This is a genomic window from Burkholderia reimsis, from assembly GCF_003294055.1.
GTDB classification, from domain to species: domain Bacteria; phylum Pseudomonadota; class Gammaproteobacteria; order Burkholderiales; family Burkholderiaceae; genus Burkholderia; species Burkholderia cepacia.
Map to the genome: position 1 here is coordinate 72,721 of NZ_QMFZ01000033.1, position 13,107 is coordinate 85,827.

Here is a 13,107-nt window from a genome sequence, read left to right on the forward strand (position 1 = left end):
CGGACGCGCGATGCGCACGCCTCCGATGCTACGACGGACGACCCCGGCGGAAATCGACACGGCGCCCTGCATTTTTTTGTTTTCTCGAGTATCAGGGCGCTCGGGGTCGCCGCATCGGGCGTCACCCGCCCGTTCGGTCGGCCTCGTTGTCCGGCGTGCCGAACTGCCGGCGACATGCCTCGAGCAGTCCTGCCACCGCATCGAGCGGAAGATCGGCAAACCGGGCAATCGGCAGCATCACGCCGCCCGGCACCCTGGTGCGCGACGAATGCGCCGAGAACTGGTAACCGATATAGCGATTGCCTGCGACGCTGATGATCCGGAATTCGGTGACATCACGCCATGGCGTGACGGGTTGTTCGCGTAAGCCTCCGATCAGCCTGAAACCCGTCTCGTCGACATGCAGCGCCATCCTGCGTCGCGACGACACGAGGAAGGCGGCCCCCGCCAGCGCCAGCAATCCGGCCAGCGCCGCTACCGGCCAGAGTGCCGGGGCGGCCGCATAACCGCACAGGCTTGCCGCGGCCAGCACCATGCATACGATCGCCCTTCTTTTCAGGCTTCGGCCGTCAACCGCCAGTGTCACCGGCAACTGGCCGGCGATCGTTCCCGCGACCGGATCGACGTGCCAGCCGGAATCGGTGGATTCAAGTGCGTCTTTCATTGTGCGATCGCTCACCTCGACGGCCGCCGGGTGATCGAAGCCGGACACCCTGTCGATGCGCTGAAAAGGTCGGCGTGCCGACGGGAAATGATCGTGATCGAAAAAGTTACGCATCGACGCACGGCAGCACGCACTCGTCCACGCGGAACGGGCAGTGCCCGGCCGGCACCGGCCATATTCAGTTGCACACCTTGACGGTGCCGTTGGTCGTGCATTGACCGGTGGCCCAATGACTCTGCCCTGCCAGATGAGGCGCCAGGCCGATGCCACGGATCGGCGCGGCGGGCGACGACGCCGGAACGGCTGCGGCTGCCGACGCGGTGTCGGGCGACGGCAGCGGAGGCGGCTCGGACGCCGTCTGGCAAGCCGACAGCGCCAGACAAAGCGCGGACGCCCACGGAGCGATGAGCGATCTGGACATGATCTCGTACGCGTTTGCGAAGTTCGCTTCCGGTAACGGCTCGCTGAAGATCGCGTGACCCGTCAAACCGTTCGGCACAACCGGCCATGCGGCATGACGATCGTCCAATACTACTCCTCGTGATCGACGTCGTGCGAGCGACCGTTCGGCCAGGTGCCGCCATTCATGCGACGACGCGTGCTAGCGACGGCGCATGCCCCTTCGGTCAGATTTGCGGCAGATCGCGCAACGTGCGCGATTCGTTCGTTGCATCGATGTCGAGTTCGATGCCTTCCGATGCATCGCGATACAGCACGCGTTTGAGCCGGGGCCCGATCACGGTGGCGTCCGATGCCGAAAAGATTGCGCGGACATCATTGCCGGACGCGAGCGCGCGCGCCACGTCCGCCACCGGCGCCTCGCTCGGCGTCGCCGCCCACGACCGGTCGGACGGATTCACGGCCGCCCAGCGCACGTGCGTCACGCGCGCGCTGAGCGGATCGATTCGCACACCATTCACCGCAAACATCGACATCGGCATCTCCTTCGAATATTTTTGCGGCCCGCCGTACCGATGCGCGGTCACGGACGGCCCCAGATCTCGCAGACGTTTCCCGCCGGGTCCGCCACGGAAATCGCAACCGTGCCGTCGCCGTAGTCCCACTCGTTCAGGATGCCGATGCGGCACGACTCGAGCCGTGCGACGGCTTCCGACACGTGCGCGACTTCGACGGCCAGCGCAATGCCATGGCCGGTCGGCCGGAACTCCGGATACGGAAACCTGCCGCCGCTGCCGGTGTGAACGGTCAGCGTTGCTCCGCCGATCACGAAGCGGTGCCACGGATTCCCCGCAGCCGACACGCCTTCGGAGTGAACCGGCAGCGCAAGCGCCAGACGGTAGAAATCCACCACCGCCCGAAAGCGATCGTCTTCGACCGGCACCAGGATGCCCAGACTCTCGATCATGCGCGCCCCTCCGGTCAACGCGATTTTCGATGATACATTGGGACGCTTTACAACCGTCAACAGACAATCGTGCACGGGAGAAACACATGACCGACGCCTGGGGAACCTTCCCTGCCAGAATGGGCGACCATCAGGCTTTCATCAGCTTCAACCACGACTTTGCGGAAATCGCGGAAGGCGATCCGCGCACGTCGCTGCTCAGCGTGCGCGTCCCCTTTGCGCATCCGACGCCGGAAGGCCTGCCGACCGGCGACGAATTCGCCGGTCTCGCGAAGATCGAGGACCTGCTGGACGCCGCGATCACGGCGAAAGGTGGTGTGCAGGTCGGCCGCATCACCGTCGACGGCCATCGGGATTTCCTTTTCTACGTATCGCTCGACGAAGAGGCCGCGGCGGAGATCATCGACGCGCTGGCCGATCAGACGACCTACGCGTTGCAGTACGCGCACCAGGACGATCCGGACAAGGAAGCGTACTGGCAGACGCTCTACCCGACCGACGACGACCGGCAGATCATGCGCGACATGCGCGTGCTGGACGAATTGCGGAAGAAAGGCGACGCCGGTGATGTCAGCCGGCGCGTGATGCACTGGGCGTACTTCCCCGACCAGAGCGACGCGCATCAGTTCGCGGACTGGGCCGAAGCGAAAGGCTATCCGGTCGAATCGGTCGCCCCTACCGAGGACGGCAAGTCGGCCGTACGGTTCTCGCACGAGGGCACCATGGCACTGGCCGACATCACACGCCATACGGTCGCGATCAATCGCGAGGTACATTCGTTCGGAGGGGAATACGACGGATGGGAAACCAGCATCGAACAGGCTGGCCGAGCGGGTTGACCTACCCGCCGCAAGCGACGTGATGCACCGCATCCGGCGCAAAAAACATCCCGGCGGCATTGATGCGCGCCGCCGGGACCAAGGCATCACCGGCCGAAACCGGCGATGGGCCTGAGGGTTCGCTCAGGCACGAGGAAAGCGATACGTGCGGACCAGGCGATCGGATGCAGGGCACGCAACCGGTGCGATTGCGCTGCCCGCCGAACGCCTGTCCGGTTCCGCCGACGCGGCCTTGCGGCGTCGGACGGGCAAAAAGCCCCCGCTCCTGCGCGAGCGAGCGGGGAAATGGTTGACCGGGCCGGGGAAGAACGGTCAACCGGCCAGATTGTGAGCGCCGGCCGCGCAACGATCTGTGCGGCAACTCACCATTTGGTGACGATGCCGCGGCAACCGGCACGCTCCCGTGCCGCGCGGATCGCGTCACGGCCCGAGCGCGACGCCCGCGACCGGCGTGAGCAACACCACGATGACAGGCGACAACACCACCGCCCCGATCATCATCACGCCGTCGGCCGCGAGCGTGACGGGGGTCGCGAGCACGCGCACGGCCTTGCCCGCCGTGGTGATGCGGTCGGTGACGTCGATCTTGTACGAATGCGCAAACGACGACCACGTCTTGCCCTGTGCAAAACCGTCGGCCAGATAACGCGAACCGGCCAGTTCACCCTTCATCTCCAGATCGCTGCTCCCGCGCTTCGCGAAGCCGTCCTCCAGCGCGCGGTCCCAGCCCTCGTCGGTCATATCGGCGCGACGGAGCTGGAGCCGGAACTTGCCCGAGATCTTGCTGCCCTGCGCGACGAATCCATGGAGCGACGCGTTGATCGACTTGCGGTAGGGCGATGCCAGCACGGCACCGAGATGCTCGGGCATATCGAAGATGTAGTGATATTTCTCGCCGAGCACGACGAATTTCTTGCCATCCTCGCTGACGAGGAATCGGTCGACCGTCTCTTCGTATCGGCTATCTTCGAACAGCATTGCCGTGCAGCCTGTCAGGCCGGCGGCGACAACGATCACGCCCGCCGTCAGCAGCGCCCTTCTTTTCATGTCTGGAATTTGATCTTGTTTTAATGCAAGCGGATATTTTCAGGCCCGGGGCAAGTCTCCGGCAAGTCGCGGCGGCTGTCAAAGCAGGTTTATTCTATTTTTCCGAGCGACACGATTCCGGCTTCATTTTTTCTGCATCTTTTTTTGAAACCATGTTTCTCGAACACAAGAGCGCGCGCGTCATGACACCGGGTTTCGTCCTCATACCGGTCAGCTGAAAAGCCATTCGGCAACCATCTCGATCCAGTCGAGATCGCTGGCGATGTCGATGACGGTTTCGCCGACGATTTCGGCAGTCGATGTGGTCGATGAAGTTGAAGCGTTCGACGCAGTCGACGCGCCCGCCGCCATCGTGCCGGCAGCGACCCCATTCGCCTTCGTCATCTGGGCGGACGCACCCGATCCCGGATCGGCCAGCCGTTCCAGCCAGTCGACGATATTGGCACGCGCATCCTCTTCATCCGCGAAATCACTCCGCTCGAGATAACGGTCGAATACGATCCACGCAAGCGTCTTGCTTCGCGAACCGGATTCGAGATGCCAATCGACAACGCCCGTCCGACCGGACTCCCTGATTTCGAGCGTCCCGGTGAAACAGTAATCGAGATATTCGATCTCAAGTTTCGACGACATGGTTTTCTCCGGTCAATCCGCCCTCTCTGTTCTTGTGATCATCCGCGCTTGCCGGGTTTCGCGACACAGTGTGAATTCTGCATGAAATTCGCGCGACGACTCATTCCCGCTGGCGGGATCACGATATTCTCATAACCTGTCGATAACGATCGCCGACACATGACTGTACTCGATTTGCCCGCCATTCCCCTCTGCGCTTTCGCTCGTGGTTCAGTTCCGCTGCAAGTCACCGCGCTTTCCTGTTCCGGGTATTGCCCTGCTTCGCCATCGCAACCGCACTGCTAAACTCCGGCCAGGACGGCCGCTTGCAATACCAGAGGAAAAAATGGCACTCGCCCGCGCACAACAGAATGGCGTAGAGGTCTGGATTGTCCAGCTTCCCGGACACACTCCCTATGCCTATACGCACCTCAAGCGGGTATTCTCGTGCGACGATACGCGACACCGGGTCGTGACGATCGACCTGACGAAACTGCTGACATGTGCCGACCGGGACACGACGGACTACGTGTTGCCGTCTGTTCTTTACTGGCCACCGGGAAAAGCCGCGGGCATTCGCGAATTCCTCGATCCTGAACAGGACAGGATTCCGGACATGCCGTACATCACGTTTCGCGAGACGAGAACACGAACGCTGCTCGGCATCCCCGGGCTGTCGAAGGTCGGAGTCGCGTCGTTCCGGAACGGCCAGCATCGCGCGCGCTATCTTGCCTATGCAGGTGCAACGACCCTGCCCGTCGAAGTGCACGAGACGGAAGCCGATTTGCTCGTGCACTACTGTGGCGAGTCACTGTGAAGTACGTTCGGCTTTCGCCCGGCGATGGCTCTCTCGATCAGGACGTCTCGCCGCAAAATATACCGCTTAGAGGCGTTCGCCTCCGTCACGGCTGACGCGATCGCGTCAGCGATTGTCTGCCGGACGCCATGCCGGGTTCATGCCCCGCTGCAGCTCGTTGCCAATGCAACGAGGCCCAGACAAAAAAAATCCCGACACTGTCATTGGTTGTCGGGATCGAACGGCCCTGCAAGCATGAGGGCACGAGGAAGTCGATACGTTACACCAATGTAAGACTGTTGCGCGCTGTCGGCTCGCGCCAAGTCCCTGTCTCATTCCGCCATAAACGAAAAAAGCCTGCTCACGCGAAACGCGAGCAGGCAAGAAAACGGATCAGCATTCGAGGCACGAGGGCTGTCCAGGAAAGATAACGGCACCGGAAGCGAGAACCTTAGTCGAAAAAGGAAATTGCGCAACTTGCGCAACATCACGTCGACTGAATACGGCCATACAATCTCGCGTCGACAAAGGATTGACGAATACCGGCGGCATAGTGGCGATATCCTGTCGCGCTCAACCCTGGCTTTCCGTCAATCACGCGCTGTTCGACCTGGCTTGCGCCTGGCGGAGCGCCCGTCCGTTCAATCGGCCATGTATGGCAAACTTCGGCTCCGAATCGACGCAGCGCGCACTCTTTACCGCAGGGGAATCATGTACGTCTTGATCTATATCGCAGCGGTCGCCGTCGCCAACCTGATGGTCGCTCATTTCGGGCCGGCTGCAACACCGATCATCGCGTTCCTGCTGATCGGCCTCGATCTCGCGATTCGAGACCGGCTCCACCTCGATTGGCGAGGCCGCGCGCTTTGGTCGCGAATGTTTGCGTTGATCGCTGCCGCCGGTGTCGTCAGTTACGCACTCAATCCCGCCGCCAAGGAAATCGCCGTCGCGTCCCTGGTGGCGTTCGGTTCGGCAGCCGTGGCGAGCGCAATCGTGTTTCAACTCGCACGCCGCTTTCCGATACTGGCGCGCGCAAACAGCGCGAACGTCGCGGGTGCGGCTGTCGACTCCATCATCTTTCCGCTTATTGCGTTCGGGGCTGTGTTTCCGGCGATCGCCGCGCTGCAGTTCGTCGCCAAGGTGGCTGGCGGTGCCTTGTGGTCGTGGGTGGTGTTTCGAAACACTCGATCGGTTCAGGCGGGAATCGCGAGCAATGTGGTCGATCGTTGAGGACAGGTTTGATTTTCACGGCATTCGCTACGTTCGAATGCGCGTCTGGCCGGCCGCCCAAAAGCAGCAATCCCGATCTGTCGCGCCATACCCCATCGCCATGCGCTTGCCGTCCGAATAGCGGCGACGACGTTTTGATAGATGAAGGTCGTCGCGCATCCCGCATCTTGTGGCAGCTTCAGCGCCTGACTCACCTGCTCAAGAAAGGGAAACAGCGCGATGACGTTGCGAGGATGACGCGGATCAGAACCTATCGGGCGGGAACCCTGGCCAAGCGTCTTGCAAGCAGCGTTGCAAGCACTTCCAGCTGATACACGATCGCCACGACGTTGCACGCGATGAGGGCAAAGTCACCAAAATCCACCGGGTGCATGTGATAACCGATTCGGTGGTTATCGACGATTTTTTCAAACGAGGCAATGGCCGACGGGAAGCTGACGACGCTCCCGCAGATCAAGAGAGCGCTGACTCCCGCAATGTGTTTGATCCGTGCCTTTTGCGGCAAAACGCAAGTTGCGAGAAGCAAGCCGATGCCGCCTGCGTTGGAAAAAAGGAAAGACCACGCTATAGGCCAATCCACGGTCCAATTCAGCAAAAAAAGGATAAACACGAGCCACGACAAGATCAGCAGGGGCATCGCAGGCGCGACTCCAGCGATCAGATAAAACGACGCCCTCACTACCCTGAGAGTCGTCATGCCCGTAATCTGTGGCCTTGAATCGGTTTGCCGTTCCGTTGTCTGGGCAACGGGTTTACTCTTTGACCGCATGGATTCCCCGAGAAGCCTCGAATTCCAAATCCTGTGGAGCCCGTCAATTTACCGTAGAACGCCGCTCCGCCAACAGCGCGCAAAACACAACCGAAAATTTGACCGCCCGCTCCTTTCGGCGCATTGGCGCGGCGGCGTTCCTTCACTCGGATTCCCGGCACCGCAATATTGGACTGCACGAAGTACGACACGCCCCTTCCGTACAACACGCGGCATGTCTACGCGATCGCGATACCGTTGGCCGGAATGCCCCCGCTCGTGTGAGCGATGCAGCTCAAGCACGACTTCGAGTTGTTCGCGACTGGATGTACAAAATGGATGGATGGCTGGCTGGCGAGCAGAACGCTCTGGAGACGACGAGGCTCGAATCGACGCTATTGCGCCTGATTGCCTTCCCGCAAAGCAAAACAGGCGCCTGAGCGCCTGTTTTGTTAATGCATTCTGTGGGGTGGCTGATGGGACTCGAACCCACGACGACAGGAATCACAATCCTGGACTCTACCAACTGAGCTACAGCCACCACTGTTACTGCTTTTTGTTCTTCGCTGCTTTTGTGTTTCAGCAGCGAAGAACAAGATTATACGAACACTTTTGAATCTTGCAAAGCTTTTTTTTCAAAAACTTCTTCGGCCTCGTTCAGATGCGCGCGCGCCTCGTCGAACACGGCCAGATCGCCGCGTGCGAGCTTCTTGTTGTCCGACAGCACACGACGCCAGCCACGTGCACCGGGCATGCCGCGATACAGTCCGAGCGCATGCCGCACGATCGCGCCGAGGTAGGTGCCGCGCTTCAGTTCGGCCGCGCAGTATTCGATCAGCTTCGCCTCGGCCTCTTCGCGCGTCGGCGTCGCTGCGGTCGACCCATAGAAGCGTGCATCGACCTCCGCGAGCACGTACGGGTTGTGATACGCCTCGCGGCCGAGCATCACGCCGTCGACATGCTCGAGATGCTGCGCAACCTCGTCGAGTGTCGTGATGCCGCCGTTGATGACGATCTCGAGCGAAGGAAAATCGCGCTTCAACCGATACGCATAGTCGTACTTGAGCGGCGGGATCTCACGGTTCTCTTTCGGCGACAACCCTTTCAGGATCGCATTGCGTGCATGCACGACGAACGTTTCGCAACCAGCCTCGGCCACCGTGCCGACGAAGTCGCGCACGAATGCGTAGTCCTCGACCGCGTCGACGCCGATCCGGTGCTTGACCGTGACCGGCACCGACACCGCATCGCGCATCGCCTTCACGCAGTCCGCGACGAGCTGCGGCTCGTTCATCAGGCACGCGCCGAACGCGCCGCGCTGCACACGCTCGGACGGACATCCGCAATTCAGGTTGATTTCGTCGTAGCCCCACTGCTCGCCGAGCTTCGCCGCGCGCGCAAGATCGTCGCGCTCGCTGCCGCCCAACTGCAGCGCGACCGGCGATTCGTTCGGCGTGAACGCAAGATGCCGCTGGGCATCGCCGAACAACAGCGCGCCCGTCGTGATCATTTCCGTATACAGCCACGTATCGCGCGTCAGCGTCCGGTGGAACGAACGGCAATGACGATCGGTCCAGTCGAGCATGGGCGCGACGGATACGCGGCGGGGAGGAAGCGAGGACGGTACGGACATGGATTTCGGGCAACAGGCCAGACGGCGCGGAAACAACCGGGCATTTTACCGCAACAGCGGGCAGGCCTGCCCGGCATGCACGCTACCCCTCGCCCAGCTCCGCATCGACCGCCCGCCGCGCCTCGTCCAGCACGCGCTCGATCACGCGTCGCTCGGTCAGCAGGATCCCGTCCACCTTGACGAGCCGCCAGTCGATCCGCACGGCATCGCCCTGCAGCACGCGGTAATGCGCATGCTCGCCGTCCCAGACCTGCTCGGTCTTCACCTCGATCTCGAAGCCGCGATACGGCTCGCTGAAATCGCCGAGGTCGCTGCCTCTCGGTTCCATCGCACGCTCCGTGGCGACGCAGCACCAGGCCGCCCGCGCGGCCGGCGCCGTGCGCTCAATCGTATTCGTCGGACAAAAAGGATTTGCCATCGGCCGTCAGGTCGACCCGGCCGGCCGCCGCCTGATAGATCAGCCCCTCGTTCAGCAACGCGTAGACGACGTCGTCGAACGCAGCGGGAACCGGCCGGCTTTCGCCGAACTGGTCGATCCACTTCAGCGCCTCGATGGCTTCGGGGGAAAGGATGGGGGTCATGCGTGGCCTCCGGCATCGGTGTCGCTCCATCCTAGCACTTCGTCCGGACGTCGAATACCAAGGCAAACGCGCTGCGCAAATGCCGGGCGGCGCCAACGGGCAGGTTGCCCGCGGCGCCGCCCGGCGCGGGACACACGCTCAGAGGCGTGTGATCGATACTTCGGTCGATTTCACGAGCGCGACGACTTCCGCGCCGACCTTCAGCTCGAGTTCGTCGACCGAACGGGTCGTGATCACCGACGTGACGATGCCGAACGGCGTCTCGACGTCGACCTCGGAGACCACGGATCCGCGAATGATCTCCTTCACCTTGCCCTTGAACTGGTTACGTACGTTGATTGCAGTGATGCTCATCAGGTTGATCGCTCCGAAGAAAAAGATCTCAGAACGGGCGGCCGCTGCCGCCCGGATTTAAACGGCCCAGCGGATCTGCCCGACCGGTCGAACGTTGTCTGCCTCGTGCACCTCGCCCGGCGCGTCCGTACCGGGCCCGCCGGCGAGCACGCGTTTCAGCACGCGATCCTCCAGCGCCGCAAACGCGGCCGATGCGCGGGCGCGCGGCCGGTCGAGCGGCACCGGCTGATCCAGCGCCACGCGCCCCTGCTCGATGAGCAGGATGCGGTCGCCGAGCGCGACGGCCTCCTGCACGTCGTGCGTGACGAGCAGCGCGGTGAACCGGTGCTCACGCCACAACCGCTCGATCAGAGCATGCATCTCGATGCGGGTCAGCGCGTCGAGCGCGCCGAGCGGCTCATCGAGCAACAGCAGTTGCGGCCGGTGAACAAGCGCGCGGGCCAGTGCCACACGCTGCCGCTGGCCGCCCGACAGTTGCGCGGGCCAGTCGTTCGCACGCTCCAGCAGGCCGACTTCGTCGAGCACCGCACGCGCTTTGTCGCGCGCGCCGCGTCCGAGGCCCAGCATCACGTTCTGCAGCACGGTCTTCCACGGCAGCAGGCGCGCATCCTGGTACATGATCCGCGTGTCGAGCACGCCGCCGCCTTCGCCACGCGTCACGAGCGCGCCGCTGCTCGGCTGCTCGAGCCCGGCGACGAGACGCAGCAGGGTCGATTTGCCGCAGCCGCTGCGGCCGACAATCGCGACGAAGCTGCCGCGTGCGATGCCGAGCTCGACGTCGTCGAGCACCGTGCGTGCGCCGAAGCGCTTGCTGACACCCGACAGCGTCACCGCGTCGTCGGGTGCCGGGCTTCCTGCCCGCCGCCGCGCGAGCGGAACGATGGACGCACTGCCGTCACGGTCGAGGATCGCCGCATCCCGCGCGTCGCCGTCCGTGACACGCGCCTGCGCCAGTTCGACCTCGAGGTCTGCGCCGGCAAGCGGGCCGTAGGCGGCCGCCGAAGTCGTCGCATTCATGCCTTTGCTCCTGATTGATAAGCCGGGTGCCAGCGCAGCGTCACACGCTCGAGCCATTTCGCCAGCACGTCGGCCAGCTTGCCGAGCACCGCGTACAGCAGGATGCCGACCACCACCACGTCGGTTTGCAGGAATTCACGCGCATTCATCGTCATGTAGCCGATGCCCGACTGCGCCGAGATCGTTTCCGCGACGATCAGCATTACCCACATCAGCCCGAGCGCAAAGCGCACGCCGACGAGAATCGACGGCAGCGCACCGGGCAGGATCACGTCGCGGTACAGTGCAAAGCCGCGCACGCCGTAGCTCTTCGCCATCTCGATCAGGTTGGCGTCGACCGAGCGGATCCCGTGGTACGTGTTGATGTAGACCGGAAAGAACACCCCGAGCGCGACGAGGAACAGCTTCGCCTTCTCGTCGATGCCGAACCACAGGATCACGAGCGGAATCATCGCGAGCGCCGGGATGTTGCGGATCATCTGGATCGTCGAATCGAGCGCGACCTCGGCCGCCTTCGACAAGCCGGTCGCGAGCCCCAGCGCGAGGCCGACACCGCCGCCGATCGCGAAACCGAACAGTGCGCGCCATGTGCTGACTTTCACGTTCGCCCACATTTCCCCCGACGTCACGAGCGACCAGGCCGCTCGCACGACCGCCACGGGTTCGGGCAGCACGCGGGTCGACAGCCAGCCGACGCGGGCGCCGACTTCCCATGCCACCAGCAGCGCGAGCGGCACGAGCCACGGCGCGACGCCGCGCCATGCGCGGGCGGCCAGGGCCGCGCCCGTCGTCGACGTTTTCGTTGTCATCGCAGGCCTCCTGTCACTCAGCTCTGGGCTGCCTTCGGCAGATAGCTGTTGCCGACGATCTCGCCGAACGGGCCGGACAGCGGGCCGGTCGCCTTCGCCGCGCCGTTGCCCTTGATCAGCGGGAACACGAGTTCCGCGAAACGGTACGACTCCTCCAGGTGCGGATAACCGGACAGGATGAAGGTTTCGATGCCGAGATCCGCGTATTCGCGCATGCGCTCCGCGACCTGCTCCGGATTGCCGACGAGCGCGGTACCCGCGCCGCCGCGCACGAGGCCGACGCCGGCCCACAGGTTCGGATACACCTCGAGGGCCTCGCGGCCGCCGCGCTTGCCGCCGTGCAGCGCGGCCATCCGGCGCTGGCCTTCCGAATCCATGTTCGCGAACGCCTTCTGCGCGCGGGCGATGGTTTCGTCGTCGAGGCGGCTGATCAGGCGCTCCGCGTCGCGCCATGCTTCGTCCTCGGTCTCGCGCACGATCACGTGCAGACGAATCCCGAACTTGATCTTGCGGCCGCGGGCTTCCGCGCGGGCACGAATATCGGCGATCTTCTTCGCGACGGCCTCGGGCGGCTCGCCCCAGGTCAGGTAGGTGTCGATGTGATCGGCCGCGATCTGATGCGCGGCCGGCGACGAACCGCCGAACCACAACGGCGGATGCGGACGCTGCACGGGCGGATACAGCGCCTTGCCGCCCTTCGACTGCAGGTGCTTGCCGATGTAGTCGAACCCGCCGTTGTCGTGCGACGCGGACAGCAGCCCGCGCCAGATGTTCAGGAAGTCGTCGGTGATTTCGTAGCGCGTGTCGTGATCGGCGAACAGGCCGTCACCCTCGAGTTCGGCGGCATCGCCGCCCGTCACGACGTTGATCAGCAGGCGGCCGCCCGACAGACGGTCGAACGTCGCGGCCATCCGCGCCGACAGCCCGGGCGACGCGATACCGGGACGGATCGCGACCAGGAACTTCAGGCGCTGCGTCGCCGGGATCAGGCTCGACGCAACGACCCACGCATCCTCGCAGGAACGGCCGGTCGGCAGCAGCACGCCCTCGTAGCCGAGCGTGTCGGCCGCAACCGCCACCTGCTTGAAGTAATCGTAATCCGCGGCGCGTGCACCTTCGGCCGTACCGAGATAACGGCTGTCGCCGTGCGTGGGGATAAACCAGAACACATTCATCTGCTGCTCCTGCTTGACTGTCCTTGCCGGAATTTGAAAAAACACCGCCCTGCTCGCGTCGCGGATCAGCGGCGCATGCATGGTGTGCGTTCGAATCGGGATGGTTCGCCGGTCAGGCCGTGCAGCGGGCGAGGACGCGATTGCACGGCTGTTTCTGGGAAATCAGTCTAGGGATCGGTACAGGGCTTTGGAACGATTTTTTTGAGCTTAGGTTTTCCGCTTTCGTGATTAGCACG

17 protein-coding genes and 1 tRNA gene are annotated in these 13,107 nt (G+C 63.3%); 3 read left to right on the forward strand and 15 right to left on the reverse strand.

The genetic code is table 11. The features are described from left to right. Positions 1 to 121: 121 nt before the first annotated feature. The 4 genes from DPV79_RS30655 to DPV79_RS30670 all read right to left on the reverse strand — a co-directional run bounded on the left by DPV79_RS30655 (position 122) and on the right by DPV79_RS30670 (position 2,030). Positions 122 to 664, reverse strand: a complete 543-nt coding sequence (locus DPV79_RS30655; RefSeq protein WP_113047248.1) for an aspartyl-tRNA synthetase — start codon at positions 662 to 664, stop codon at positions 122 to 124. 178 nt (positions 665 to 842) lie between these two features. Next, a complete protein-coding gene (locus DPV79_RS43780; RefSeq protein WP_081052453.1) occupies positions 843 to 1,085 on the reverse strand; it encodes a hypothetical protein in 243 nt (80 codons plus the stop codon). Positions 1,086 to 1,290: 205 nt separating this feature from the next. Further along, positions 1,291 to 1,599: a phosphatidylserine/phosphatidylglycerophosphate/cardiolipin synthase gene (locus tag DPV79_RS30665; RefSeq protein ID WP_113047249.1), complete on the reverse strand. Its 309-nt coding sequence runs from the start codon at positions 1,597 to 1,599 to the stop codon at positions 1,291 to 1,293. Positions 1,600 to 1,646: 47 nt separating this feature from the next. After that, positions 1,647 to 2,030 carry a VOC family protein gene (locus DPV79_RS30670; protein WP_113047234.1) on the reverse strand — a complete coding sequence of 128 codons (384 nt, stop codon included), beginning with the start codon at positions 2,028 to 2,030 and terminating at the stop codon, positions 1,647 to 1,649. Positions 2,031 to 2,116: 86 nt separating this feature from the next. Here DPV79_RS30670 and DPV79_RS30675 point away from each other — a divergent pair, with 86 nt between their 5' ends. Beyond that, positions 2,117 to 2,869, forward strand: a complete 753-nt coding sequence (locus tag DPV79_RS30675) for a DUF695 domain-containing protein (protein ID WP_059496095.1) — start codon at positions 2,117 to 2,119, stop codon at positions 2,867 to 2,869. 420 nt (positions 2,870 to 3,289) lie between these two features. Here DPV79_RS30675 and DPV79_RS30680 read toward each other — a convergent pair whose 3' ends face one another. Continuing rightward, complete coding sequence (locus tag DPV79_RS30680) at positions 3,290 to 3,916, reverse strand: hypothetical protein (RefSeq protein WP_113047235.1); 627 nt, start codon at positions 3,914 to 3,916, stop codon at positions 3,290 to 3,292. A 210-nt stretch (positions 3,917 to 4,126) separates the two neighbouring features. Next, a complete protein-coding gene (locus DPV79_RS30690) occupies positions 4,127 to 4,549 on the reverse strand; it encodes a hypothetical protein (protein WP_113047237.1) in 423 nt (140 codons plus the stop codon). A gap of 325 nt (positions 4,550 to 4,874) precedes the next feature. Between DPV79_RS30690 and DPV79_RS30695 the strand changes: the two genes are divergently transcribed. Both DPV79_RS30695 and DPV79_RS30700 read left to right on the forward strand, forming a co-directional pair. Beyond that, positions 4,875 to 5,345, forward strand: a complete 471-nt coding sequence (locus tag DPV79_RS30695) for a plasmid fertility inhibition factor family protein (RefSeq protein ID WP_113047238.1) — start codon at positions 4,875 to 4,877, stop codon at positions 5,343 to 5,345. 456 nt (positions 5,346 to 5,801) lie between these two features. After that, positions 5,802 to 6,554, forward strand: coding sequence for a VUT family protein (locus DPV79_RS30700; RefSeq protein WP_244321837.1), 753 nt, complete (start codon positions 5,802 to 5,804; stop codon positions 6,552 to 6,554). Between the two features lie 250 nt (positions 6,555 to 6,804). On the opposite strand, the gene DPV79_RS30705 is transcribed toward DPV79_RS30700, so the two are convergent. The 9 genes from DPV79_RS30705 to ssuD form a co-directional block, all read right to left on the reverse strand. Further along, entirely contained in the window at positions 6,805 to 7,191 is a 387-nt protein-coding gene (locus DPV79_RS30705; RefSeq protein WP_133295745.1) for a hypothetical protein, read from the reverse strand. Between the two features lie 576 nt (positions 7,192 to 7,767). Further along, positions 7,768 to 7,843 (reverse strand) — tRNA-His (locus tag DPV79_RS30710). A gap of 57 nt (positions 7,844 to 7,900) precedes the next feature. After that, on the reverse strand, positions 7,901 to 8,887 hold the full coding sequence (gene dusA / locus DPV79_RS30715) for a tRNA dihydrouridine(20/20a) synthase DusA (RefSeq protein ID WP_021161571.1): 987 nt from the start codon (positions 8,885 to 8,887) through the stop codon (positions 7,901 to 7,903). A gap of 130 nt (positions 8,888 to 9,017) precedes the next feature. Next, positions 9,018 to 9,263, reverse strand: a complete 246-nt coding sequence (locus DPV79_RS30720; protein WP_011351864.1) for a hypothetical protein — start codon at positions 9,261 to 9,263, stop codon at positions 9,018 to 9,020. 55 nt (positions 9,264 to 9,318) lie between these two features. Further along, positions 9,319 to 9,516 carry a hypothetical protein gene (locus DPV79_RS30725; protein ID WP_021161569.1) on the reverse strand — a complete coding sequence of 66 codons (198 nt, stop codon included), beginning with the start codon at positions 9,514 to 9,516 and terminating at the stop codon, positions 9,319 to 9,321. Between the two features lie 138 nt (positions 9,517 to 9,654). Continuing rightward, positions 9,655 to 9,870: a TOBE domain-containing protein gene (locus DPV79_RS30730; RefSeq protein ID WP_113047241.1), complete on the reverse strand. Its 216-nt coding sequence runs from the start codon at positions 9,868 to 9,870 to the stop codon at positions 9,655 to 9,657. A 57-nt stretch (positions 9,871 to 9,927) separates the two neighbouring features. Continuing rightward, positions 9,928 to 10,887, reverse strand: a complete 960-nt coding sequence (locus DPV79_RS30735) for an ATP-binding cassette domain-containing protein (RefSeq protein WP_059484522.1) — start codon at positions 10,885 to 10,887, stop codon at positions 9,928 to 9,930. Then, positions 10,884 to 11,696: an aliphatic sulfonate ABC transporter permease SsuC gene (gene ssuC, locus DPV79_RS30740; RefSeq protein ID WP_021161567.1), complete on the reverse strand. Its 813-nt coding sequence runs from the start codon at positions 11,694 to 11,696 to the stop codon at positions 10,884 to 10,886. The genes DPV79_RS30735 and ssuC overlap by 4 nt, the downstream gene beginning before the upstream one ends. 17 nt (positions 11,697 to 11,713) lie before the next feature. After that, a complete protein-coding gene (gene ssuD / locus DPV79_RS30745; protein ID WP_059496210.1) occupies positions 11,714 to 12,871 on the reverse strand; it encodes an FMNH2-dependent alkanesulfonate monooxygenase in 1,158 nt (385 codons plus the stop codon). Positions 12,872 to 13,107 lie beyond the last annotated feature (236 nt).